General features: G+C 73.3%; 21 protein-coding genes. 11 read left to right on the top strand and 10 right to left on the bottom strand.

Annotated elements, in window-relative coordinates; all coding sequences use genetic code 11:
- Positions 1 to 3 precede the first annotated feature (3 nt).
- The gene (locus tag AB0E05_RS18670) at positions 4 to 552 is read left to right on the top strand and encodes a hypothetical protein (RefSeq protein WP_361964655.1); all 549 of its coding nucleotides are present in this window, start codon (positions 4 to 6) and stop codon (positions 550 to 552) included.
- Between the two features lie 72 nt (positions 553 to 624).
- Positions 625 to 1,596 (top strand): isochorismatase family protein, encoded by a 972-nt coding sequence (locus AB0E05_RS18665; protein ID WP_361964653.1) that lies wholly within the window; start codon positions 625 to 627, stop codon positions 1,594 to 1,596.
- A gap of 39 nt (positions 1,597 to 1,635) precedes the next feature.
- Here AB0E05_RS18665 and AB0E05_RS18660 read toward each other — a convergent pair whose 3' ends face one another.
- Both AB0E05_RS18660 and AB0E05_RS18655 read right to left on the bottom strand, forming a co-directional pair.
- The gene (locus AB0E05_RS18660; protein WP_361964651.1) at positions 1,636 to 2,055 is read right to left on the bottom strand and encodes a hypothetical protein; all 420 of its coding nucleotides are present in this window, start codon (positions 2,053 to 2,055) and stop codon (positions 1,636 to 1,638) included.
- 99 nt (positions 2,056 to 2,154) lie between these two features.
- Positions 2,155 to 2,496, bottom strand: coding sequence for a hypothetical protein (locus AB0E05_RS18655; RefSeq protein WP_361964649.1), 342 nt, complete (start codon positions 2,494 to 2,496; stop codon positions 2,155 to 2,157).
- Between the two features lie 124 nt (positions 2,497 to 2,620).
- Here AB0E05_RS18655 and AB0E05_RS18650 point away from each other — a divergent pair, with 124 nt between their 5' ends.
- Positions 2,621 to 3,367, top strand: a complete 747-nt coding sequence (locus AB0E05_RS18650) for a phosphotransferase (RefSeq protein ID WP_361964647.1) — start codon at positions 2,621 to 2,623, stop codon at positions 3,365 to 3,367.
- Between the two features lie 112 nt (positions 3,368 to 3,479).
- On the opposite strand, the gene AB0E05_RS18645 is transcribed toward AB0E05_RS18650, so the two are convergent.
- Positions 3,480 to 4,388, bottom strand: a complete 909-nt coding sequence (locus AB0E05_RS18645; protein ID WP_361964645.1) for an NAD(P)-binding domain-containing protein — start codon at positions 4,386 to 4,388, stop codon at positions 3,480 to 3,482.
- A gap of 59 nt (positions 4,389 to 4,447) precedes the next feature.
- On the opposite strand from AB0E05_RS18645, the gene AB0E05_RS18640 reads away from it, so the two are divergent.
- Positions 4,448 to 4,813, top strand: a complete 366-nt coding sequence (locus AB0E05_RS18640) for a helix-turn-helix domain-containing protein (protein ID WP_361964643.1) — start codon at positions 4,448 to 4,450, stop codon at positions 4,811 to 4,813.
- 168 nt (positions 4,814 to 4,981) lie between these two features.
- Here AB0E05_RS18640 and AB0E05_RS18635 read toward each other — a convergent pair whose 3' ends face one another.
- On the bottom strand, positions 4,982 to 6,541 hold the full coding sequence (locus tag AB0E05_RS18635; protein WP_361964641.1) for an MFS transporter: 1,560 nt from the start codon (positions 6,539 to 6,541) through the stop codon (positions 4,982 to 4,984).
- 88 nt (positions 6,542 to 6,629) lie between these two features.
- Here AB0E05_RS18635 and AB0E05_RS18630 point away from each other — a divergent pair, with 88 nt between their 5' ends.
- A complete protein-coding gene (locus AB0E05_RS18630; protein ID WP_361964639.1) occupies positions 6,630 to 6,989 on the top strand; it encodes a helix-turn-helix domain-containing protein in 360 nt (119 codons plus the stop codon).
- A 33-nt stretch (positions 6,990 to 7,022) separates the two neighbouring features.
- Here the strand turns inward: AB0E05_RS18630 and AB0E05_RS18625 are convergent, their stop codons facing one another.
- A complete protein-coding gene (locus AB0E05_RS18625) occupies positions 7,023 to 7,793 on the bottom strand; it encodes a GIDE domain-containing protein (protein WP_361964637.1) in 771 nt (256 codons plus the stop codon).
- A 208-nt stretch (positions 7,794 to 8,001) separates the two neighbouring features.
- Here AB0E05_RS18625 and AB0E05_RS18620 point away from each other — a divergent pair, with 208 nt between their 5' ends.
- A complete protein-coding gene (locus AB0E05_RS18620; RefSeq protein WP_361964635.1) occupies positions 8,002 to 9,285 on the top strand; it encodes a serine hydrolase domain-containing protein in 1,284 nt (427 codons plus the stop codon).
- Positions 9,286 to 10,092: 807 nt separating this feature from the next.
- Positions 10,093 to 12,852, top strand: a complete 2,760-nt coding sequence (locus AB0E05_RS18615; protein WP_361964633.1) for a SpoIIE family protein phosphatase — start codon at positions 10,093 to 10,095, stop codon at positions 12,850 to 12,852.
- Between the two features lie 11 nt (positions 12,853 to 12,863).
- On the opposite strand, the gene AB0E05_RS18610 is transcribed toward AB0E05_RS18615, so the two are convergent.
- Positions 12,864 to 13,214: a DoxX family protein gene (locus AB0E05_RS18610; protein WP_361964631.1), complete on the bottom strand. Its 351-nt coding sequence runs from the start codon at positions 13,212 to 13,214 to the stop codon at positions 12,864 to 12,866.
- A 131-nt stretch (positions 13,215 to 13,345) separates the two neighbouring features.
- Here AB0E05_RS18610 and AB0E05_RS18605 point away from each other — a divergent pair, with 131 nt between their 5' ends.
- Positions 13,346 to 14,248 carry a LysR family transcriptional regulator gene (locus AB0E05_RS18605; protein WP_361964629.1) on the top strand — a complete coding sequence of 301 codons (903 nt, stop codon included), beginning with the start codon at positions 13,346 to 13,348 and terminating at the stop codon, positions 14,246 to 14,248.
- Here the strand turns inward: AB0E05_RS18605 and AB0E05_RS18600 are convergent.
- Both AB0E05_RS18600 and AB0E05_RS18595 read right to left on the bottom strand, forming a co-directional pair.
- Positions 14,139 to 14,516, bottom strand: a complete 378-nt coding sequence (locus AB0E05_RS18600) for a hypothetical protein (protein WP_361964627.1) — start codon at positions 14,514 to 14,516, stop codon at positions 14,139 to 14,141. The two genes, AB0E05_RS18605 and AB0E05_RS18600, sit on opposite strands and share 110 nt — an antisense overlap.
- The gene (locus AB0E05_RS18595; protein ID WP_361964625.1) at positions 14,513 to 15,175 is read right to left on the bottom strand and encodes a methyltransferase domain-containing protein; all 663 of its coding nucleotides are present in this window, start codon (positions 15,173 to 15,175) and stop codon (positions 14,513 to 14,515) included. The genes AB0E05_RS18600 and AB0E05_RS18595 overlap by 4 nt, the downstream gene beginning before the upstream one ends.
- An 87-nt stretch (positions 15,176 to 15,262) precedes the next feature.
- Here AB0E05_RS18595 and AB0E05_RS18590 point away from each other — a divergent pair, with 87 nt between their 5' ends.
- Positions 15,263 to 15,907: a TetR/AcrR family transcriptional regulator gene (locus AB0E05_RS18590; protein ID WP_361964623.1), complete on the top strand. Its 645-nt coding sequence runs from the start codon at positions 15,263 to 15,265 to the stop codon at positions 15,905 to 15,907.
- 191 nt (positions 15,908 to 16,098) lie between these two features.
- Here the strand turns inward: AB0E05_RS18590 and AB0E05_RS18585 are convergent, their stop codons facing one another.
- Positions 16,099 to 17,223, bottom strand: a complete 1,125-nt coding sequence (locus AB0E05_RS18585) for a PP2C family protein-serine/threonine phosphatase (protein WP_361964720.1) — start codon at positions 17,221 to 17,223, stop codon at positions 16,099 to 16,101.
- 262 nt (positions 17,224 to 17,485) lie between these two features.
- Here AB0E05_RS18585 and AB0E05_RS18580 point away from each other — a divergent pair, with 262 nt between their 5' ends.
- Together AB0E05_RS18580 and AB0E05_RS18575 are read left to right on the top strand one after the other, a co-directional pair.
- Positions 17,486 to 18,349 carry a TIGR03620 family F420-dependent LLM class oxidoreductase gene (locus tag AB0E05_RS18580; RefSeq protein ID WP_361964621.1) on the top strand — a complete coding sequence of 288 codons (864 nt, stop codon included), beginning with the start codon at positions 17,486 to 17,488 and terminating at the stop codon, positions 18,347 to 18,349.
- Positions 18,350 to 18,559: 210 nt separating this feature from the next.
- Positions 18,560 to 19,243 carry a DUF4232 domain-containing protein gene (locus AB0E05_RS18575; RefSeq protein ID WP_361964619.1) on the top strand — a complete coding sequence of 228 codons (684 nt, stop codon included), beginning with the start codon at positions 18,560 to 18,562 and terminating at the stop codon, positions 19,241 to 19,243.
- A gap of 4 nt (positions 19,244 to 19,247) precedes the next feature.
- Here the strand turns inward: AB0E05_RS18575 and AB0E05_RS18570 are convergent, their stop codons facing one another.
- Positions 19,248 to 23,048: a helix-turn-helix domain-containing protein gene (locus AB0E05_RS18570; protein ID WP_361964617.1), complete on the bottom strand. Its 3,801-nt coding sequence runs from the start codon at positions 23,046 to 23,048 to the stop codon at positions 19,248 to 19,250.
- Positions 23,049 to 23,236: the final 188 nt, after the last annotated feature.

The following is a 23,236-nucleotide window of genomic DNA, read 5'->3' as shown; positions in this document are numbered from 1 at the left end:
CGCATGTCCGCGTTCGTGCAGCAACTCCCCGCGCTCATAGGCGTCGTCGTGGGTGCCATCGGTTCGTACCTCGCCATCACCCGCGGCGACCGGGCCCGCTTCCAGCGCGAGCAGGAGGTCCGTTGGGAGGAGCGGCGGCTCGCGCTGTACGCCGACTACGCGCGGGACCTGAAGCGCTCCGTCACCCTCGCGTACCGCCTCGCCGCGCACTTCGGGTGCGACTCCCATCCCCATCCGCTCGCCCCCGCCGACGCCGAACCGCTGTTCGCCGAAGCCGCCAACGCCCGGGACGCGTCGGGGGAGGCGCTGCTGATGCTGGGTGCGCAGGAGGTCGTGGCGAGCGCGCGGGAGTGGGTCACGGTGGTGATGGACATGGAGGCGTTCCTGCGCGGGGCAACGCACGACCCCGAGCGGTGGGCGGCGCTGCCGCCCGCGCAACGGGCGGCGCGGGCCCGGTACTACGAATCCGTACGCCGCGATCTCGCGCTTCCCGCCGGCCACTCGGGACAGTGGCCGGTCCGGGAGAACCGGTCGGACCGGGCCGGTTCCTGAAACGCCCGGGCGCGGGGGCGGAGTTATCCACAGGCTCAAGCGGGGAATTCCGGTCCGTCCTACGGTGGACGCATGTCACACGGATCCGCACTCCTCGTCATCGACATGCAGCAGGGCCTCCTGCCCATCGCCTTCCGCGGCGCCGAGACCGTCGCCGTCATCGCCGGCCTCCGGCGTCGCGCCAAGGCCGCCGGAGCCCCGATCATCACGATCCAGGACCAGGGTGCGGACGCGGAGCCGGGCACGGACGGCTGGCGCGTCGTCCCCGACCTCGCCCCGGACCCGCAGGACCCGATGGACCTGCTGGTCCACAAGACCACCGCCGACGGCTTCCTCCGCACCGACCTCGACCGGATCCTCCGCGGCCTCGGCGTCACCGAAGTCGTCGTCACCGGCTTCGCGACGGAGATATGCGTGGAGAGCACCGCCCGGCAGGCCCTGAGCCACGGCTACGACCTGCTGCTCGTCGCCGATGGCCACACCACCTCCGTGCGTCCCGACAGCGGGACGTACGTGGCGCCGGCGCGGTCGATCGCGCATCACAACGAGATCTACCGCGGCATGACCTTCCCGGGCCGCAGCGTGCGCGTCCTGCCCGCCGCGGACGTGGACTTCGGCGCCCCCGCCCCCTCCGCCAAGCGCCCCAAGGCAGTTCCGGCCGGTGTCCGCCGCGCCGTCCTCAGCGGCTCCCCCTTCGAAGAGCAGATCGGCTACGCCCGCGCCGTCGTCGACGGCACCCGGGTGCACGTGTCCGGGACGACCGGATTCGACTACGCGACGATGACCATCTCCGACGACGTCGTGGCACAGGCCGAGCAGTGCCTGCGCAACATCACCACCGCCCTCGCCGAGGCCGGCGCCAGCCTGACCGACGTCGTCCGTGTCCGCTACCTCCTGCCGGACCGCGCGGACTTCGAGCCCTGCTGGCCCGTGCTGCGCCGGCACTTCGGCGAGGTGCGGCCAGCGGCGACGATGCTGGTGTGCGGGCTGGCCGATCCACGGATGAAGATCGAGATAGAGGTGGACGCCCACCGGACGACGTGACACGAGCGGTGCCGCCCGCGCCGAGGCCCGGTCGGGCGGTCACGCACCCGACCGGAACGGCGACGACGCTGCGGGCTCGGCCCCGGCGCCGCACGGTCGTTGGTCGGTCGGGCCCACCGCGCCCGGCGCACGGCTCGCGAGCCAGACCGCGATCCGGTCCTGCAACGCGCGGTCGGAAGAGGGGGTGCCCCGCCAGGACGCGAACCACTCCAACTGCCGCAGGACGCTCTCCGAGCGGTCCGGGTGGCGCACCGCCACAACGTCGACGCCCCTCTCTCCCGTCGAGCACCTGATGTACACGCTGCTGTCGAGCGCCAGCATGCCGAAGCCCGGATGGCCCGACCGGATGCCGAGGAACGCCGACGCCGCGCCGCGGCCCATCACGTCCCAACGCTCCAGGAGCCGGACCCTGGTCCAGCCCATCGGCACGGGCCGGCCGCCCCCGTGCAGGTCCTGCAAGAAGGCCCGGTGCGTACGGGTGGCCTCCGGGAGCTGGACGAGGAACTCGCGCCGCTGGTCGAGAAGGCCCGAGGAGACCGCCAGGGCGTGTCTTATGGATCAGGCTGGGTGAGGGAGCGGGGTCTGGTGCCGTGGATCGCAAGGCGGAGGAGGGAGTCGACGCGGAGCGTCGGTGACCGACGAGAACGCGGCGAGGCGCGGCACCAGGGCACGCGAGCCCAGCAAGATCCGTAAGACACGCCCTAGGTCGTACCAGTCCTCGTTGAGACGCTCGACGAGCCGCGGGGTCTCGTACCGGTGGGAGAAGCCACCGCAGACGTCTTCCGGGCCGTTTCCGAAGACGAACGGCATCGTGCCGTCCGGCACGGCGTCCGGGATCACCTCAAGGCCGGCCCGCCGCAGCGGCCGGTGCATCTTGCGTTCGCGCTCCTGGATGCCCACGGGGCAGTGTTCCACCAGGGCCGGCAGGGGTCGATGCCGCCGGTCCGCGGGGCGCGGGCGGGTGCGGTCACCACACGGGAAAACCCGGCGACTTCGGGCGGCGTCCCCGGGATACTGCACGCCCATGGATGAGGTCGAGGTCGTCGTCGCCCACTCCGAGCGCGCGACGCTGCGCGTCGGCGACGTGTTCCTGAAGGTCGACGCCGATCAGGCGCGCGTCGACGTCGAGGTCGAGGCGATGGACCTGGCACCGGTCCCCACCCCGCAAGTCCTGTGGCGCAAGCCGCCCGTGCTCGCGATCGCCGCGGTCCCGGGGACGGCGCTCGGGCGCCTCGGCGGGCCGGCGAACGGGTCGTCGGCGGCGTGGGCCGCGGTGGGCGCCGCCGTCCGGGAGTTGCACGAGGCGCCGTTGCCGCCGTGGCCCGGCCGGCGTCGCCGGAGTCCCGACGAGTGGACGGCGGAACTCGACCGCGAGTGCGCGCTGCTCGTGGCGAACGAGATCCTCCCCGCCGACCTGGTCGCCCGCAACCGCCGGATCGCCGAGGCCGCGATCGGGCCGTCCACCCCGGCGTTCATCCACGGCGACCTCCAGATCGCGCACGTCTTCGTCGACGGCGACGAGGTCACGGGCGTCATCGACTGGTCCGAGGCGGGCCGGGGGGAAGCCCTGTTCGACCTCGCCACCTTGACGCTCGGCCACGAGGAGCACCTCGACGACCTCCTCGCCGGCTACGGCACCGACGTCGACCTCGACGTGATCCGCGCGTGGTGGTCGTTGCGGAGCCTGCTGGGGGTTCGCTGGCTGGTCGAGCACGGCTTCGACGCGTTCGCGCCGGGCTGTGAGGTCGACGTGCTGCGGTCCCGGATGTGAGGCCGCGCAGGCCGACCACCACGTACCCGGCGCTCTGACGCATCGCGGTTCTGACGCGTCACGGTCCACCGGGGACGGGCCGGTGGCGGCCCGCCCCTCGTCGCGCGGACCGTCAGAGGTGGCGCCCCATCACCTCCGACAGGCGCGTCAGCTCGTCGCCGCCGTGACCCAGGCCGATCGCCCGGCGGGTCAGGCCCTCCGCGGCGCGCATGACGCTCGCGTCGATGCCGCGGGCCTCGGAGGCGTGGATGATGTGGGCCATCGTCGACGCCGACGACGTGATCGGGTTGACCTTGGCGATGTAGTCGTCGTTGTCGATCTCGACCGCGGCCTCGTCGAAGGACGGCGGCAGGATCGCCGCGATGCCCTTGGCGAACGGCGCCAGCTCCTGCGCGCTGATGCCCTCGGCCCGGGCGATGGTCAGGGCGTGCATGTAGCCGGTCATCGAGGTCCACCAGATGTCCAGCAGCGCGAGGTCGAACGCGGCGGCCCGGCCGACGTCCTCCCCGAGGAAGCTGTGGGAGCCGCTCAGCTCGTCCAGGACGGACTTGTGCTCGTCGTACAGGTCCTGCGGACCGCTGTAGAGGAACACGCCGTGCGGCGTGCCGATCGTCGTGGTCGGCGTCATGATCGCGCCGTCGAGGTAGCGCACGCCGTGCTCGGCGGCCCACCGCCCGGCCTCGCGGGAGCGGTCGGGGATGTCGGCCGACAGGTTGACCAGGGTGCGGCCCTTGAGCGCGGCCTCGACCTCGGGGCGCCGCAGGATGGCGTCCGTGGCGTTGTAGTCGACCACGCACACCACGATCAGGTCACTCGCGGTGACGGCCTCTTCGACGGACCCGGCGCTCACCGCGCCGCTGGCGACGAGGTCCCCGTCCCGGCCCGGCGTGCGGTTCCAGACCGTGGTGGTCACCCCGGCCTTCAGGAAGGCGGCGGCCAGCGCCCGTCCCATCGGGCCCAGACCGATCACCGTGACTGTGGTCCGGGTGGGCTGGGTGGTGTGGTGAGTGAGTGCGGACATGCTTCAGCTCCCGTGCAGAATGGAAGGGTCTCGATGAACTCGACGAAGGGGTGGTGGCTGTGGCGCGGATGCGGGCGGAGGACCCGACGGTGTGCGGAGTGACCGCCGCGATCGCGGTGATCGACGGCAAGTGGAAGACGGCCCTGCTCTGGCTGCTCGAATCCGGTCCTCGCCGACCGGGCGAGCTGCGCCGGAAGCTGCCGGGGCTCTCCGAGAAGGTGCTGACTCAGGCGCTACGCGAGATGGAGACCGACGGCCTGGTGCACCGCGAGGTGCACGACGTCCTGCCGCTCAAGACGGTGTACTCGTTGACGGAGTTCGGCAGGGACCTGTCCGTGGCCCTCGCTCCCGTCTCGGACTGGGGCTATCGCCGCCTGGACGTCCTCGCCGCCCAGCAGTCCGCCGACGAACACGCGGCTTCCTGACACATCGCACCTCCTCCGTTCCCGATCGCGCCGGGCGTCCCGGTCGCGCGGCTCGTCCCACGGGCCCCGCTCGGACCGCCCGGCCCCGTGGCCTTGCACCACTAGGTTCCCCCGCCGTTCGCCCGCCGCCAAGTACCCACAAAAAGGTGGCTACCGCCCCGCGCCGCGTCAGGCCCCGTCGCCCTCGCGCGGGCGCAGCAGCACGGCCGCCAAGGTCGCCGTGACGACCAGTCCGACCGTCGCGATCGACGCCACCGTGGCGAAGCCGCGGTCGTAGGCGTGGCGGGCCGCCTCCAGCACGGCGTCCGCGGTCGTCGACGGCAGGTGCGCCATGAGTTCCTGGGCCGCGGTGAACGACTCTCCCACGGTCTCCTGCTGATCGGGGCCGAGCCCGGGCACCGTCGGCATCACGGTGCCGTACACGAGGGTCACGACGCTGCCGAAGACGGCGACGCCGAGGCCCGCGCCGAGTTCGAACGAGGTCTCCTGGATCGCGGCGGCCTCGCCCGAGCGTTCGGGCTGGGCCGCGCTCATGATGACGTCGGCACCCAGCGTCATCACGATGCCCGCGCCGAACCCGGCGGCGAGCAGTGCGGGGAGCAGGATTCCGTACCGGCCCGGGTCACCGAGGGTGGCGATGACCGCGTACGCGAGGGCGAACAGCAGCAGCGCGGCGGTGAGCATCACGCGGTTGCCCCACCGGGCGGCCAGCGAGGGCGCGGTGACGGCGCCGACGGCGTTGGCCGCGGCCAGCGGCATCAGGGCGAGTCCGGCGTGCAGCGGCTCGTACCCGCCCACCTGCTGGAGCCACTGGGTGAGGAAGAACAGCAGGGCGACGTAGCTGCCGAAGCAGCCGATCACGCAGAGGGTGGCGGTGGAGAAGCGCCGCTCGGAGAAGAGGGAGAAGTCCAACAGGGGTTCCGCCAGACGGCTTTGGCGGCGCACGAAGACGTACAGCAGGGCCGCGCCGCCGAGCGCGGCGACGAGGAAGGAGACGGTGATCGCCGCGTGTTCGCCGGCCTGCTTGAGGGCGTACACGACGCCGGCCAGACCGACGACGGAGAGCACCACGCTGAGCAGGTCCCAGCGCCGGGGCACCGGGTTCTTCGACTCCGGGATGACGCGCGCGCCCACGGCGAGGAGGACGGCGACGACGGGCACGTTCACCAGGAAGACGGCCCCCCAACCCCACCGGTCGGAGACCAGCCCGCCGATCAGCGGCCCGAGCGTCGCGCCGACGCTGTGGGCGGAGGTCCACACGCCGATCGCGAGGGCCCGCTCGCGGTTGTCGACGAAGGTGACCCGGATGATCGCCACCGTGGACGCCATGATCATCGCCGAGCTGACGCCCAGGGCCGCGCGCGCGGCGATCAACTGCGCGGTGTTCGCCGCGAAGGCGCAGGCCAGCGAGGACAGCCCGAAGGCGAGGAGACCGCTGAGCACCATCCGGCGCCGCCCGATCCGGTCACCCAGGGTGCCGCACGTCACCAGCATGGCGGCGAGCGCCAGGGAGTACACGTCGACGATCCACAGCACCTGCGCGGCGCTGGGCTGGAGATCCTGACTGACGCTCGGCATGGCGACGTGCAGCACGGTGAGGTCGATCCCGGCCAGGAAGAGGCTGCCCGCGACCACGACCAGCACCACCCACCGGCGCCGTGACGAGAAGGTCGGCCGGTCGGTCTCCGCTGGTGGGCTTCCCGCTGCGGGCGCTTGACTGTTCGGCATACGCTCAGTCCAGTGGGTACCCACGCATGCTGCAAGTACGGTCTTTTCTGTCCCCTACCGCCGTTCTGTATACCAATGGAGGTCAGCCGTGCGAACCACCACCAAGGAGAACCCGGAGTACTGCGCGGTCGAGTCCGCCATGGAGGTGCTCGGGGGCCGCTGGAAGCTCGCCATCCTCAAGCAGCTCGTCCCGGGCACCCTGCGCTTCGGCGAGATCCGGCGCGCGCTCCCGACCATCACCCAGCGCATGCTGACCCGCCAGCTCCGGGAGCTGGAGGCGGACGGCCTCGTCACGCGCACGGTGTACCGGGAAGTCCCGCCGCGCGTGGAGTACACCCTCACCGACGTCGGCCACCGCCTCGACGCCATCATGGACCAGCTCGACACGTGGGGCCGCTGGTACCAGGAGACGGTCCGCCGCACCGAGGCGCCCACGGACGCGCCCTGAGTCCGGGGCCCGAGCCCCGGAGTACCGGGATCGTCACGACGTCGGGTTGACCAGCACCTCGATGGCGGCGAACACGGCGGCGCCGACGACGAACAGCGAAACACCCCTGAGGTAACGGCTCTTCATCCGTTGCAAGGTCCGCTCCCTGAACTGTGCGCCCGGGAGCGTGGACACGATGAACGGACCCCGGTCCGGCTTGCCCATGACGACGTGGCCGGTCTCCAGGTGCCGCGATCCCCTGCCCACCACGTACACGGTCCGCCCGGGCGGCACGATGACCTCGCGCCAGGTGATCGTGTGGTCGCGCTTCTCCCTGTCGACCTCGACCTGCACCGCCGGCAGTTCCGGGTCCGGTGACTCCGTGGCCGACAGGGTCCGTACGTAGCTCTGCTCGGGCTCGTCGACGGCCGTGCCAGCGAAGTTCACCACGGCGGGCCCGGTGGCGTCGCGCACGCAGAACTGCGGCGGCGAATCGACGGTGCGCCGCAGCTTGTCGTGGCGCGTGGAGACTTCGCGCCCTTCGTCCTTTTCGACCGTGCGCCACTTCTCCCTGACCGTGATCAGGAACCACACGCACGGCTGTCCGGACAGCGGAGCCGTCAGCAGCCCCGCCGACCCCGGCTCGGCAGCGCCCTGGACCGCGCACCTGATCCCCTGCCCCGGCTCCCGGTCCGCCAGCTCGGAGATGGCGACCGCCCGCGCGGCGTTGACGGCGGAGAACTTGCGCTGCTCCAGCAGCGCGAGGACGAGGTAGACGAGTCCGCCGATGGCGACGAACTGCGAGATGAACTGGATGACGACCAAGAGATCCCCCGCCGTGTTCTCGTACGTGTCTCGTGCGTGTCTCGTACGTGTTGCTCCAGCCGGCTCCGGCCCGGCTCTCCTTCCCAACTCGTCGCGTGGACACCGCCTGCCACGTCGCTCACACCACCGTAACGGCCCGCCCTCTTGAGTGGAGTCGCGGCCAACTCGCCGCACTCTCAGGTTCGTTGACGAGCAGAGGAGCGTGAACGTGGACTCGGATTCCGTACGTGATGCCGGCCGACGGCGGCTGTTGGGATGGGGTGGCCTCGGAATCGCCGGCATGGCGGTCGGCGGAGCACAGTTGATCGGCGCCGGGGCCGGACACGCCGCCCCGACGTCCACCGATGCCGATGCCGGTGCTGACACCGACGCCGACGCCGTCCCTCCTGCGACCCGGCCCGGTGGCGCCTACGACCGGTACGTGGCCAAGCTGGCCGCCGAGGACAAGTTCTCCGGGGTCGTGATGCTGTCGCACCGGGGCCGGACCGTGCTGTCGCGCAGCTACGGCCTGGCCGACAAGGAGAAGGGGATCCGCAACCACGAGGGCATCGCCTTCAACCTGTCCTCCGCGGGCAAGCCGTTCGGCGCGCTGGCCGTCCTCCAGCTGGCCCAACAGGGCAAGCTGCGGCTGTGGGACACCGTCGGCACCCATCTGACCGGCTTCGACAAGGACATCGCCGAGCGGGTGACCATCCACCACCTCCTCTCCGGCGTCTCCGGCCTCCGGACCCCGCCCGAGGACCTGCAACGCGTCTTCCAGAGCCGGGAGGAGGTGCGCGAGTTCTACGGGCGGTGGGCCCGGCAGTCCAAGCTGGTGTCCGCGCCCGGCACCCCGACCGACCACGCCGGCGCGGAGGTCGCCATCCCCGCTTTGATCGTGGAGGCCGTGACCGGCCTGACGTACTGGGACTACGTGCAGGAACACGTCTTCCGACGGTGCGGCATGAGCGGTACGGGCTTCTACACCCGGCCGCAGTGGCTCACCGATCCGCACATCGCCCACTCCTACATGCGACAGGCCGACGGCACCCGGGTCGACGCGGTCCGCAACCTCGACAAGGGCAGCCCGGACCCGCACCAGCTCGGCAAGAACCCCGGCCGCTCCTTCATCGATCCCCCCGGCGACGCCGGCTTCGCCACCGCGCCCGACCTGATCCGCTTCGCGCACGCCCTCACCGACGGCACCCTGCTGGACCGGCCCTACGCCGAGGTCGCCACCGCGCCCAAGCTCCCGCTCGCACCGCAGGGCGGCGGCCTGGCCGCTGCGGCAGCGGCCCCCGGCGACGCGTCGTTCGCGACGTACACGATGCCGGTCAGCATCATCAACGGCCAGTGGGTGAGGGGCCGCGCCGGCGTCAACCCCGGCACCGTCGCGAGCTGGAACATCTACCCGTACACGGGCTGGGTCGGCGTCGTCCTCGGCAACTACGACGACGTGCCGTTCCAACAGATCATCCAGCAGGAGATGCAGGCCGTCCTCGGCCCGCACTGAGCACGGGCCGCGGCCACGGCGGGTCACCGGGGCCCCGCGGGCTCCCCGGCCCCGCGCCGGTGCCCGGGCCACATGTCGTCGTACGCCGCGTCGAAGAACTCCGCCTGCGGCCCGCGCAGCGCGTCCCCGTCGGCCAACTGGCCCCCGGCCGCCTCCGCGAGGCAGGCCGCGTAGCGATACGCGGCCCCTCGCAGGGCGCCCGAGCTGGTCGAGCGGCCCCGCTTCGGTGCCGCCCGAGCGCGCGAGCGCCGCCTTCTCCACCTGCGACGCGAGGGCGAGGAACTTCAGGACCGCGGTCCTGATCTCCGCCCGGTGCACGGCGGCCTCCTGCACGGCGAGCTGTCGATCACTCGCCCGCGAGACGAGGTACTGCCCGAACAGCGTCCCCCCGGCACCGAGCACGACACCCAGCAGCGACAGCAGCGCCGGTCCCAACGTTCCCCAAGATCCCATGGCGGGAGTCTCTCAACGACGAACTCACGTCCTGGTCCCAGAGCCGGACCATGCGGGTGCCGTCGGGCACGGGGTGGGCGGGTTCGACGTTCAGCGTCACCGTGAGCACTCGCCAGGCAGGGTGGGGGTCCCAGCGGACGGGCTCACGGTGGATCTCGGCGAAGAGGTCGTGGAACGGAGGGGGACGGCGGCGTCCTGGCCGACGACGGCGTGGGAGCCGTATCCGAAAACCTCCTGGGCCAGGCCACCAGCGCGAGGCACCCGCGTCACCCCGCCAAACGGGCGAACCGCCGTCCGCCCCCGACAAGAACACAGCGGGAGCGGTGGGACGTGTCATCCAGGTAGAAAAGGTGCATGACGGGTACCGAGCGCTCCTCCGGAGCGGATGGTGGTGGGGCCCGGTCCGTGTTCGGGCTGCGGAGTGTCGTGGGGCAGATGTTCGTGCTCCAGCTCGTCGTGGTGCTCCTGCTCGCCGCCGGGGCGGTCGTCCTGCTGCTGGTCATGTCCCGGCAGGAGAGCAACCAGGAGGCCGGGAGCCGTTCGCTCGCGCTCGCCGAGGGGTTCGCGCACGCGCCGGGGACCGCCGCCGCGATCCTCTCGCCGGATCCGACCGCCGTGCTCCAGCCGAGGGCGGAGGAGGCGCGCAAGGGCGCCGAGGTGGACTTCCTCGTCGTGCTCAACCGCGAGGGGACCCGGCTCACCCATCCGTTGCCCGACCGGATCGGCAAGCAGTCCACCGCCGACCTGGCCCCCCTGCTCGCCGGGGAGACCGTCGTCGAGGACCGGGTGGGCACCCTGGGGCCTCAGGTGCGGGCGTACGTACCGGTCCGCGGGCCGGACGGCACGATCGTCGGGGCGGTCGGGGCCGGGGTGACCGTCGCCCGGATCCAGTCCGCCGCCCGCGAGCAGCTGCCCGCGGTGCTGGGCGCGGCCGGCGGCGCGGTGCTGCTGAGCACCGGCGGGGCCGCGCTCCTCAGCCGGCGGCTGCTGCGGCAGACGCACGGGCTCGGGCCCACCGAGATCACCCGGTTGTACGAACACCACGACGCGGTGCTGCACTCCGTGCGCGAGGGCGTCCTCATCGTCGCCCGCGACGGCCGGTTGCGGCTCGCCAACGACGAGGCCCGCCGGCTGCTGGACCTGCCCGAGGACGCCGAGGGGCGGGAGGTGGCCGAGCTGGAGCTGCCGCCGGGCATCGCGGACCTGCTGGTCTCGGGCCGGGAGGCGACCGACGAGCTGTACGAGGTGCGGGACCGCACGCTGGCGGTCAGCCAGCGCCCCACCGAGGGGGCCGGCAAGGGCTCCGCCGCGCGCGCCAACGGGCCGGGCGGCCGGGTCGCGACCGTACGGGACACCACCGAGCTGCTGGCGGTGTCGGGCCGCGCCGAGGCCGCGCAGGGGCGCCTCCAGGTCGTGTACGAGGCCGGCATGCACATCGGCACCACGCTGGACGTGCGGCGGACCGCGCGGGAGCTGGCGGAGACGACCGTCGGCCGGTTCGCCGACTTCGTCACCGTCGACCTCGCGGACGCCGTGCTGCGCGGCGAGGAGATCCACGGCACGCACGGCGAGGTGCGCCGGACCGTCACCGCCGGGGTGGACGACGAGGCCCCCTTCTACCCGGAGGGCACGCCCGTCGTCTTCGACGCCACGACCCCGCAGGCCCGCGGCATGGCCACCGGCCGCACCGTCCTCCAGCCCGATCTGCGCGCCGACAGCGCGTGGCGGGCGCAGGACCCGAAGGGCGCCCGGCGGCTCGTCGAGTACGGGGTGCACTCGCTGATCTCCGCGCCGCTCACCGCGCGCGGCACGCTGCTGGGCGCGGTCTGCTTCTGGCGCGCCGGCCGGTCCGCCCCGTTCGACGAGGAGGACCTGGCGCTCGCCGAGGAGGTCGCGGCCCGCGCGGCGGTCTCCCTCGACAACGCCCGCCGCTACACCCGCGAGCACACCATGGCCGTCACGCTCCAGCACAGCCTGATGCCGCGTTACCTCCCGGCCCAGGAGTCGGTGGAGGTGGCGTACCGCTATCTGCCCGCGCAGGCCGGGGTCGGCGGGGACTGGTTCGACGTCATCCCGCTGCCCGGCGCCCGGGTCGCGCTCGTCGTGGGCGACGTGGTCGGCCACGGGCTGCACGCGGCGGCGACGATGGGGCGGCTGCGGACCGCGGTGCACAACTTCTCCGCGCTCGACCTGCCGCCGGACGACATCCTGGGCCACCTCGACGAGCTGGTGGACCGGATGGACCAGGAGCGCACCCCGGCCGACAAGGGTCCCAACGTGACCGGTGCGACCTGTCTGTACGCGATCTACGACCCGATCACCGGCGACTGCGTCATGGCCCGCGCCGGCCACCCGCCGCCCGTGGTGATCCACCCCGACGGCAGCACCCACGTCCCGGACGTCCCCGTCTCGCCCCCGCTGGGCACCGGCAGCGGGCTGCCGGTGGAGACGGCCCGGATCCATCTGCCCGAGGGCTCGCGGATCGTGCTGTACACGGACGGCCTGGTCGAACGCCCCGACCGGGACATCGACGTCGGTCTCGGCCTGCTGCGGGACGCCGTCGCGGACCGGGCGGAGCTGGACCCGGAGGAGACGTGCCGCGCGGTGCTGGCGGCGCTGCCGGGGGCGCAACCGCGCGACGACGTCGCCCTGTTGGTGGCCCGCACCCACCGGCTGGCACCGGAGCGGATCGCCGAGTGGCGCGTACCGTCCGAGACCGCCGCGGTCGGTGCCGTACGGGCGGAGTGCGCCGCCCGGCTCCGCGCCTGGGGCCTCGACGACATCGTCTTCACCACCGAGTTGATCCTCAGCGAGCTGATCACGAACGCCGTGCGCTACGCGGCGCAGCCGATCACCGTGCGGATGATCCACAGCTCCTCGCTGATCTGCGAGGTCTTCGACGGCAGCAACACGGCACCGCACATGCGGCGGGCGGCGATCACCGACGAGGGCGGTCGCGGGCTGTTCCTGGTGGCCCAGCTCGCGGTGCGCTGGGGCACCCGCTACACGAGCTGGGGCAAGGTCATCTGGACGGAACAGGCCCTGGAGGGCCCCGGCGCCCCCGCCGGCGGTCCGGACCTGGCGGACGTGCTCCTCGACCAGTGGAACCTGTGAGGAGTTCGCTTTCAGCGCGCGACGGTGAGGGCGAGGGTCGCGACGGCCAGGGCGAGGTAGCTGCCGGCGAAGGCGATGTTGTGGAACACGCCGAACCGGACGTGCGCGGCGACGGCACCGACGAAGAACAGGACGAGTCCCGTCGCGGCGGCGAGGCCGACCGCCGGGGCGCCCAGGAGCCCGACGAGGAGACCGGCTGCTCCGGCGCCCTTGAGCGCGGCGAGCCAGGGTATCCAGTTCGCGGGGACCCTCACTTCGGCCGCGTTGGCCTGGACGGACTTGGGGTTGGCGAAGTCCATGACGACGTTTCCGACGTTGGCCAGGACCGTGATGACGGTGATGATCACGTAGGCGGTGGACATGTGCCTGCCTCGTCTCTCCATGTGCTCCGGGTCGAGCGCGTCGTGCGTCCGGCAGGGCCGGTGCGCTCTCGTCGACAAGGCTTCCCGAGTGCTTCCGTGGCGTCCAATACCTGCATCTATAACCTGGAAGCATGGATGTGGACACCCGGCTGCTGCGCTCCTTCGTCGCCGTGGCGGAGGAGGGCACCCTCACCCGCGCCGCGGAGCGGCTGTTCGTCTCCCAGCCGGCGCTCACCAAGCAGGTCAAACAGTTGGAGACGCAGCTCGGGGTGCGGCTGTTCACCCGGTCCCGTACGGGCATGGCCCTGACGGCAGCGGGCCGGGCCCTGGCCGAGCGGGTGCCCGCCCTCCTGGCCGACTGGGACCGGGCGGCGCGGGAGACGAAGGGCGCCGCCAGCGAGGCGGGCCGGGTGCTGCGGGTCGGCTTCCTGGCCAGCGCCGCCAACGAGGCGACCCCGCGGATCATCGCGGAGTTCACCCGGCGCCGGCCCGGCTGGCGGGTGGACATGCGGCAGGCCACCTGGTCGCACCCGAGCGCGGGGCTCACCGAAGGCGACGTCGACGTCGCCCTGTTGCGACTGCCCTTCCCCGGCCAGGACGCCCTGCGGACGGCGGTGCTGTTCACCGAGCCCCGCTGGGTGGCGCTCCCCGAAGGGCACCCCCTGGCCGAGCGGGACGTGATCCGCTTCCGGGACCTGTGGGACGAGCCGTTCGTGGCCGCACCGCAGGAGACCGACTGGTGGCGGGACCTCTGGCTGGCCGCGGACGAACGCGAGGGCCGCCCGGTCCGCATCGGCGCGGTCACCGACCAGCCGGACGCCTGGCTCAGCGCCATCGCCAACGGGTACGGCGTCGCCCTCGCGCCGGCGTCCGCCGCCCGCTTCTACGCCCGCCCCGGCGTCGTCTACCGCCCCGTCACCGGCGTCAGTCCCAGTCAGGTCGGCGTGGCCTGGGCCCGCGACAGCGGTCCCGTCGTGCAGGACTTCGTCCGCTGCTGCCTGGACCGTCCGTGGTCGGCGGAGGCCACGGACTGACCTCGGGGTGTTCGGCCATCCCCTCGTACGCGGGGCGCTCGGCCGCCCTGTCGTGCACGGGGTGCACGGCGTCGGCGTGCTCGCGCAGGGGCGCGGGCCTGCGGCGGCGCAGCAGCCAGTAGCCGAGCGCCGCGGCGACGAGGTGGGCCCCGAGCACCGCGGCGGCCACGACGAGTCCGGTGTCGCCGCCGCCGTGCCACAGGTGCCAGCCGATTCCGGCGACGACCACCGGGGCCAGGGCGACGGCGTGCCGGTGGCGGCGCTTCACGGGGCTTCCCTGGCCGGCTTCGTCGCGCTCTCCCAGTGCAGCAGCGGGGGCAGCCGGCCCGCGTCCTGGTCGTGGAAGCCCGCCGCGAGGATCAGGGCGGCGAGGAGGTCGACGCGGTTGTCCCGCATCACGGCGCCGACCGTGGCGCCCACCAGATGGCGGCCGGGGCCACGGCGCGGCGGGCGGAAGTCGGCGATCACGAGCCGGCCGCCGGGCCGCAGGACCCGGTGCATCTCCGTCAGCGCGCGTTCCCGGCGGCCCTCGGGGACGTGGTGGAAGGCGAGGCTGGTGATGACGAGGTCGAAGGCGCCGTCCTCGTACGGCAGCTCCTCCGCGAGGCCCTCGGTGAAGGTGCAGCCGGGCGCGCGGACGTGTCGGCGCGCGTAGTCGACCATCGCGGGCGCCGGGTCGAGGCCGGTGGCGGTACCGCCCGGGGCGACGGCCCGGGCGAGCAGACGGGTGAGGTATCCGGTGCCGCAGCCGACGTCGAGCACCCGGTCCCCCGGCTGCGCCCCGCCGATGCGCACCAGCCGTCCGTACGTACGGCGTCGGAGTCCGAGGAAGGCGACGGAGGTCAGGGCGGCGTAGGCGCGGGCCCGGCCGATCGCACCGGGTGCCGCGGGGTCGTGACGGCCGTGCAGGAGGTGCTGGAGAACCACGGGATCCCCTAACTTAGTGGCGACTAAGAACAGCCATCTTAGTCACGACTAAGTAATGGTGGGCAAGGCGCGGCTACGCTGAGCCGCGTGAACTCCGGCACACCACCGTCCGCCGCGCCCGGCCCGCCCGAAGCGCCCCGGCGCAGGCGTCTGACCGCCGACCAGCGACGGGCGTCGATCCTGCGCGCCGCGACCGAGGTGTTCGCCGAGACCGGCTACCAGCGCGGCAGGACGTCCGCCGTCGCCGCCCGCGGCGGAGTCAGCGAACCGGTCGTCTTCCACCACTTCGGGAGCAAGGCGGCGTTGTACGCGGCGGTGCTGGAGGACGCCGTGACGACCGTCGGCGCCGACCTGACCCGGGCCGTACGGGACGGCGGCAGCGTGCCGAAGGCGCTGGCACAGTTCCTCGACCCGGAGCACGTCGCGCGCTTCCACCGCCCCGGGTCCCTCGGCTTCCTCTTCGCCGACGCCGCGTCGCTCTCCGCGGACCCGGACGTCGGCGAGGCCGCGCGGCGCTCGCTGCGCCGCTTTGCCGACGACCTGTCCCGCGTCCTGCGCGAGGGCCAGGACGCGGGCGGCGTCCGCCCCGGCCTCAACGCGGACTCGGCCGCGTGGTGGCTCCTGTCGCTGCTGGCGACGCGCAACTTCCGGGCGTTGGCGATGCCGGACGCGGGGGCGCTGGAGGCGGACCTGACGGCGATGACCCTGTCGACGCTGACACCACGCACCTGACCCGCGCGGCGGACCACTGCCGTTTCCCTGCGGCAGCGTTGCCCTCCGCGGCCCGGTGGGGGCTTGTCGCGCAGTTCCGCCCCCTACGCCCGGAGGGCGTGGGGGGACCCCCAGCGCCCCTGCGTCGCTTCCCTCAACTCGTTACCTGCGGCCCGGTCGGGGTCGTTCGCGCAGGGAAACGGCGCGGGTGGTCAGTCCGAGCGGGGCGCGCGGTGGACCGTGAGCACGGCTACGTCGTCTTGTTGGCCACCGCCGCCCGCGAACGCGCGCGCGTCGTCGCACAGCGCGCGCGGCAGCAGGTCGGGGGGCAGGTGGACCCGGCGGGCGAGGTCCTCTTCGACGGGGTAGAACGTGCCGTCCGCGGCGCGCGTCTCCATGAGGCCGTCGGTGCTCAGCAACAGCACCGCACCCGCCGGGAAGGCGAACGAGTCCACCGTCACCGGCTCGTCCGTGAGCGCGGTGAGCCCGAGCGGGACGCCGGAGGTGAGCCGCGGCTCGGTCACGGCGCCGCCGTGCAGCAGGTACGGCGGCACGTGCCCGCAGTTGACGGCCCGCGCATCGCCCTGCGCGCCGATGTCGACGACGAGCGCGGTGACGAACCGCTCGTCGTCCCCGGCCCGTTCGGCGCGGACGTTGTGCCAGGTGACGGAGGCGTCCAGGAAGTCCACGACCGCGGTCAGCTCCCGCTCCCGCCGCGCCGCCGCGCGAAACGCGCCGATGACGGCGAACGCGGCCCCGACCGCCGGCAGCCCCTTGCCCTGCACGTCGCCGATCAGCACCCGGGTCCCCCAGGGCGACTCCACGACGTCGTAGACGTCGCCGCCGACGAGCCGGTCCTCCTGCAAGGGCTCGTACACGCCGTCGACGAGCACGTCCGCGGTGCCGAACGGCAGGGGCGCCAGGATCTGCCGCTGCATCGCGCCGGCCACCGAACGCAGCCGCAGCATCTCGTGCTCCCGCCGGATGCGCCGGTGGCAGGCGTACACGGAGGCCACGCCCAGGCACACGGTGAGCACCAGGATCAGCGCGCGGTCGACCGCCGCCGCGGCGCCGTCGGCCCACACGACCGCCACGGCGGCGACCACGAGCATGGTCCACACGCAGACCATGACGGTCTGTCGGACGGTGCACAGCGCCGACGCCGCACCCGGCAGGAACACCATGAACCCGACGAGCCACACCACCGAGTTGGCCACCGAGCCGAGGGCCATCACCAGCAGCGTCACCACGACCACGCCGACCAGCAGTTCACCGGTGCCCGGCGGCTCGACGGTGTCCGGGGAGCGGGTCGAGCGCTGACGGCGGACGCGGGGCAGACGGATGCGGGGCACGGGCCCTCCGGATCGGCGGCGACCCCGACCGCGGGCCGGACCCGCCACGGGCGAGGGAGGTCCCAGGATCGTAACAGCGCACACCGGCCGAAACGGGGCATCGGGTGGCCCGTGTACGGCACGCAGCGGCGCCCCTACGGGAGACCGCCGCACCGCGTCAGCCCGCCGTTGACCTCAAGTCAGGTTCAGGAAATAGCGTCGCGGCCGTACGACACGGACCCCTCGCGGAACGGAAGGCGGCACCCCCATGACACTCGCCCTGGACGGCCTCGGCCCCATCGGCGTGACCCTGGACGTACGGGCCGACGGCAGCCATCTCGACGACGCCGCCCTGCTGGAGGACCTCGGCTACTCGGCGCTCTGGATCGCCGGCGGCCAGTTGGCGACCCTGGACCCGCTGCGGGACGTCGTCCGGGCGACCAGGACGGTCCCCGTGGGCAGCGCGATCGTCCCCGCGCAGGTGTACGCGCCCGAGGACGTCGTCGCCCTGCGCCACGACGTCGAGGCCACCGACCCCGGACGGTTGATCACCGGTCTCGGCGGCGCGCACGGCGCCCGTCCGCTGCACACGATGAACGCCTACCTCGACAGCCTGGACGCCGCCGACCCGCCCGTCCCGGCCGGCTCCCGCGTGCTGTCGGCCCTGGGCCCGCGCATGCTGGAGCTGTCCCGCGACCGCGCGGCCGGCGCGCTGCCGCTGCTGGTCACCCCGGAGTACACCGCGCAGGCCCGACAGGTCCTCGGCGCGGGGGCGAAGCTGATCGTCATGGAGTACGTCGTCCTGGAGGAGGACCCGCAGCGGGCGCGTCAGGCGGCCCGTGAACCGATCAGCTTCCTGACCCAGGTCGGCGGCTACCCGCAGAACCTGCGCCGGATGGGGTTCACCGACGAGGACGTCGCCACGACGAGCGACCGGATGCTGGACGCGCTGGTGGCCTGGGGCGACGTCGACGCGGTCGCCGCCCGCGTGGGCCGCCACCTGGAAGCGGGCGCCGACCAGGTCGTCCTCGTCGTCCAGCCGGCGGGCCCCGACGCCTCCCTCCCCGCGCAGTGGCGGACGCTGGCGAAGGCCCTCATCCACGACGAGGACGGCCCTGTGAACACCGTGTGACCGTGTCACAGCGGCTTCACAGCCACGTCATGACCAGGTGCGATACCGGTCGCACGGCGCATCGGGACGGCATGCTCAAGGGCAACGGCGACAACGCCGGGGGTCCTCCCCCACCGCTCCACGTGGGGACACCTCCACCCGTGCCCGCAGGGCTACGGGGAGAGCACCGCGTCGAGATCCCACCCACGAGTCAGAAGGACGTGCCTCCCCGTGAAGAAGTCCCTGCGCAGCGCCATCGCCCTCGCCTCCGTCCTGACCGTCGGGCTGCTCACCACCGCCTGCCAGAGCGACGACTCCGCGGACTCCACCCCGCCCAAGGCCGCCGGCACGCAGCAGAAGACCCAGGAGGCCGGGGACACCGGCTCGGCGCCCGCCGCGGACCAGGGCGGCGGCAAGGACGGCGGCGCGCAGTCGGACGCGGGAGGCAAGGACAGCAACAAGGACGACGGCAAGGACGGCGCGACGCAGCAGGGCGCCGGCGGCAAGGACGGCTACGGCCAGGCGTGCGGCACCAACGACCTGAGCTGGAAGGTCACGCCGAAGTCCCAGGCCGGCGGGTACGACGAGATCAGCGTCCGGGCCAAGAGCGGGATCACCTGCGTCCTGCCCGCGGGCATCCCGGTCGTCGCCTTCGGCTCCGGTGGGATCGAGGCCGGCCCCGCCGAGCAGTCGGCCGGCCGGCCGATCACCCTGAGCGGCACCAAGACCGCGTACGCGGGCGTCACCCCGAAGTCCGTCAACGCCAACAACGGCGTCGAGTTCTCCTCGATGATCGTCTCCGTCTCCACGGGCGACCCGAACCCGGTCTCCCTCCCCGTCGACGGCGTCGAGGTGAACGAGCCGCTCGTCAGCAGCTGGCACACGGACCCGGCGAAGGCCGTGCCGCTGAGCTGAGCGGTCAACAGACCTGCCGGTACGGGACGTCGGGCAGGTACGTCCGCCAGTCGTCCCGCGACAGCCCGCCCCCCGCGCGCCGGCACACGGACGCCGTCAGGCGCCCGGGGTCGATCGCGTGGGACTGGATGCCGCTGTACGCGCCCACGCTGTGCACCGTGCGGCCGTCGGAGGCGAAGGCCACCGCCACGACGCGGTCGCCCGGCGTCGGCAGCGGCGCACCCAGCGGCTGACCCGACGCCACGTCCCAGAGCTGGAGCGTGCCGCTGTCGCCCGCGACCGCCAACGTCCCGCCGTCGGGCGAGAAGGCCAGCGCCGTGACGGCTTCGACCGTGCCCCGCCGCGCGGCGTTCTGCGTGCCGACCAGGGCCCCGCGCCGCTTGGCGACGTCCCCGTCCCACAAGGTCACCCCGCCCGAACTATCCCCGGCCGCCAGGCGGTCCCCGGCGGGGCTGAAGGCGAACGCGCTGACGTCGTCCAGGTTGGGGCTGCGCGCGGCCCTCAGGCCCGACGGCAGGGTGAAGAGGACCCGGGGGGTGACGACCAAGCGGTCGTCGGGGCGCGCCACGAGCCTGTTGGGGTGTTCGATGAAGGCGCCGGGCGTCGTGGCGCGGGACTTGGACTGTGTCTCGGGCCGGGTGCGCTGGCGCCGGACCAGGTCCCAGACGTCGACGGCGTCCATGCCGTACCGGGTGACGAGCAGGGACCGTCCGTCCGCGGTGAAGCCGAGCCCGGTCATGGGCAGCGACGCCGAGTGCGGCGGTCGGGACTCCACCAGCGGACGGGCGGGCGCGTCGTTCCGTACGTCCCAGAGGTGCGGGCTCCGGTACTCCTTGAGCTCCTCGTTCCCGTACAGGGTCGTCCGGCCGTGCACGAGGGTCCGGCCGTCGGGGCTGAGCGCGAGCAGGGTGTGGCAGTCCATGTCGTCCTGGGCGGGCTCGGCCTTCGCGCACCGGAACCCGGGGGTGCGGGCCGTCCGACGGCCGTCCGGGACGCCGTACGCCTCGAAGTGGGACGTGCTGCCCCGGCGGCGTTCGACCGCGAGCGTGCGGCCGTCCCGGCTGAACACGCCCTTGCCGGTGGGCTCCCGGCTCCATGCGGAACTCATCGCGGACCCGTAGGAGACGGTGCGCACGACGGTGTCCATGCGGTGGCGTTTGGTCACGTAGCGGATCACCCCGGCCGCCGTGTCGACCCTCAACTCGCTGACGAGCTCGTTGGCGAGCGGGAAGCGGAACACCGGCTTCTTGGGCGACGACAGCCGCCAGAGCAGGATCTCGCGGCTGTCCGCGGCCACGGCGAACCGCCCGTCGGGGCTCGTCACCGCCTCGGTCAGGCCCGCGTGCCGGATCCGGGTGCCCTCCCGCCCGGTGGTCGGGTCCCACAAGCGCAGCCCGTCGGGGGTCCGCAGCATGAGCGTCGTGCCGTCCCCGGTGAACTGGGGAGGTTCCGCGGCGCAAGCGCCGCGCCACGTCCTGGGCAGCTTGCGGCGTTCGCGGACGTCCCAGATTTCGAGGGGAGCCTTCTCCCCTCTCTTGTCCCCGTCGGCCCTCTCGGGGCACAGCGCCAGGAACCGGACGTCCCTGCTCACGGCCCATTGCGGATCGGTCCCCGTCGACCGCTCGAACAGCGTCCGCCCCGTACGCAGGTCCCGGAGCCCGAATCTGCCCCCGCCGCCGACGACCTCCGCTTCCACGAGGGTGCGGCTGTCGGGGGCGTAGTCGGCGCCCCAGCTGGCCGTCCGCAGCGGCGCGCCGGTCGCCTCGCCCGTCATCAGGTCCCACGTCCGGACGTCGAACCTCCTCGCCTTCTCGTCCCAGCTCCCCATGACCGCCGTTCGCCCGTCCGGAGCGCTCCTCGCCATCCAGGTGAAGGAGGTGAGCGGGATCAGCGGTCCGAGCGCCTTGTGCGTGGTGACGTCCCACGCCCGTACACCGGATTCGTCGGTGATGACGGCCGTGCGCCCGTCCGTGCTGAGGCGGAGGGACGGCGAGCGGTCGATCGTCACCGCCTCGGTCCCGTCCGGCACGTCGTACGTGTCCGTCTCCGGCTGCGTGACCGCGCCCAGCAGCGCGGAGCGGGTCTCCGTCGTCTGCTTGAGGTTCCACGCGGTCAGCCCCAGTTGCATCGCCAGGACCGGATCGGCCGCCCGTACGCCCTGCGCCAGCGAGGCCAGCCGCCGGGCGGCCGACTCCTCGCGCTGGCGCTGGCTGGTGCGCCCCTCGCGCCAGGCCGTGTCCACCGCCACCACGGCGAGCACGACGAGCACCGCCAGCGTGGAGAACACCGCGCGGCGCGCCCATCGGGACCGGGTGCGGGCCGTGCTGCTGGCCCGCAGGAACTCCCGCTCCTGCTGGGTCAGCTCCCGCCGATGCCGGGGCGCGGCGAAGGTGAGCTTGGCCTCGGCCAACTCGCCGCCGCGCAGCAGCGCTCCGCTGTCGCGCTGTCGAGCGCGCCAGTTGTGGGCCGCCTGCGCCAGGCGCCGGTGACGGCGCAGCCGTTCGCGGCTCTCGTCGATCCAGCCGCGCAGCCGCGGCCAGGCGGTGATCAGCGCTTCGTGGGCCAGGTCGACGGTGTCCCGGTCGAGGGTGACGAGCCGGGCGCGGGCCAGCCGGTCGAGGACCGTGTGGGCATCGGAGTCCGGTCCGTCGGGGACGAGTTCGGGGCGTTCGACGGGGCGGCGGGTGTCCGGGACGCCGTCGCCCGGGGTGATCAGGCTGAGCAGGATGCGGCGGGCCTCGTCGGCCTGGTCGGGGGTGAGCTGCGCGTACAGGTCCTCGGCGGTCTGCACGATGGCGCCGTGCAGCCCGCCCGCGGCGCGGTGGCCCTCCAGGGTCAGGGTGCGGCCCCGCCGCCGGCGCCAGGTCTCCAGCAGGGCGTGCGACAGCAGCGGCAGGCTGCCGGGCTCGCCGGCGACCTCCTCCGCCAGGCGGGCGGTCAGGGCGCGTTCGACGACGAGCCCGGCGGCAGCAGCGGGCTTCACGACCGCCTCGCGCAGCTCCGCCGGGTTCAACGGGCCCACGGGCAGGGCGGCTTCCTTGACGGCGACGGCCAGCTCGGGATGTGCGAGGCAGTGCCCGTAGAAGTCGGCGCGTACGCCCAGGACCACGCGCAGCCCGCTGTCGTCCAGCCGCGCCGCGAGCAGGGCGGTGAGGAACTCGGCCCGCTCCCCCGCGTCCGAGCAGAGCGTGAACACCTCCTCGAACTGGTCGACGACCAGCCACGTCTCGCCCTCCCCGGCCACGGGCACGAGCAGGTCGCCGCGGGTGCGCATCGGGTGCTCGCCGGGCGTGAAGATCCGCAGGGCGGCCGGGGCGGCGGACGAGGTGCGCAGCCGCGGGATCAACCCGGCGCGCAGCAAGGACGACTTGCCGCTGCCGGACGGGCCGAAGACGACGGTGAAGCGGTACGCCGAGACCAGTTCCACCAGTTCGTCGGTGAGCCGTCCGCGGCCGAAGAAGAGGGCTTCGTCCTCGGGTTCGAACCGGGCGAGGCCCCGGTACGGCGGCGGGGCGCCCTCGTCGCGCGCGCCGCAGGAGAGGTGTTCCTCCTCGGCGGTGCGCCAGCGGTCCTCCCACTCCTGCGCGTCGCCGCCGCACGCGTCGACGTACGCCAGCGCGACGGGCAGCGTCGGCAACTTCTCCCCGGCGGCGGCCTGGGAGAGCGCCGTCACCGAGTAGCCGGTGCGCCGGGCCAGTTCCCGGTACGAGAGTCCGCCGGCCTCCTGGCGCAGCGCCCGCAGTCCGTGGGCGAAGCGCGCCACCGGTCCCGCCTCCGGGTCGAGCGCCTTCTCCGGTCTCCCCACACCGCCCCCGTTTCTGTGATCAAGGCACCGTCCACGCTAGAAAGCCACCTCCCATCACCACAAGAGCCCCACCAGACACACCGATGGCCGTTGTTTAGCCGTACGGAACGGGGCTGCTGAACAACTCGCGGGCCGGTGGACTGCTGATCGCAAGCACCGCAGCAATGCGGTACGAGCGTCGGCCCGGG

Source organism: Streptomyces sp. NPDC048057, assembly GCF_040653095.1.
In the GTDB taxonomy this organism is placed as follows: Bacteria; Actinomycetota; Actinomycetes; order Streptomycetales; family Streptomycetaceae; genus Streptomyces.
The sequence above is the reverse complement of the archived record's forward strand: the minus strand, read 5'-3'. Positions and strand labels throughout refer to the sequence as shown.

Excerpts from the sequence above, each read along its gene's own strand:
- AB0E05_RS18670 (WP_361964655.1), top strand. The coding sequence starts at position 4 with ATGTCCGCGTTCGTGCAGCAACTCCCCGCGCTCATAGGCGTCGTCGTG.
- AB0E05_RS18665 (WP_361964653.1), top strand. The coding sequence starts at position 625 with ATGTCACACGGATCCGCACTCCTCGTCATCGACATGCAGCAGGGCCTC.
- AB0E05_RS18650 (WP_361964647.1), top strand. The coding sequence starts at position 2,621 with ATGGATGAGGTCGAGGTCGTCGTCGCCCACTCCGAGCGCGCGACGCTG.
- AB0E05_RS18645 (WP_361964645.1), bottom strand. The coding sequence starts at position 4,388 with ATGTCCGCACTCACTCACCACACCACCCAGCCCACCCGGACCACAGTC.
- AB0E05_RS18635 (WP_361964641.1), bottom strand. The coding sequence starts at position 6,541 with ATGCCGAACAGTCAAGCGCCCGCAGCGGGAAGCCCACCAGCGGAGACC.
- AB0E05_RS18615 (WP_361964633.1), top strand. The coding sequence starts at position 10,093 with ATGACGGGTACCGAGCGCTCCTCCGGAGCGGATGGTGGTGGGGCCCGG.
- AB0E05_RS18610 (WP_361964631.1), bottom strand. The coding sequence starts at position 13,214 with ATGTCCACCGCCTACGTGATCATCACCGTCATCACGGTCCTGGCCAAC.
- AB0E05_RS18605 (WP_361964629.1), top strand. The coding sequence starts at position 13,346 with ATGGATGTGGACACCCGGCTGCTGCGCTCCTTCGTCGCCGTGGCGGAG.
- AB0E05_RS18580 (WP_361964621.1), top strand. The coding sequence starts at position 17,486 with ATGACACTCGCCCTGGACGGCCTCGGCCCCATCGGCGTGACCCTGGAC.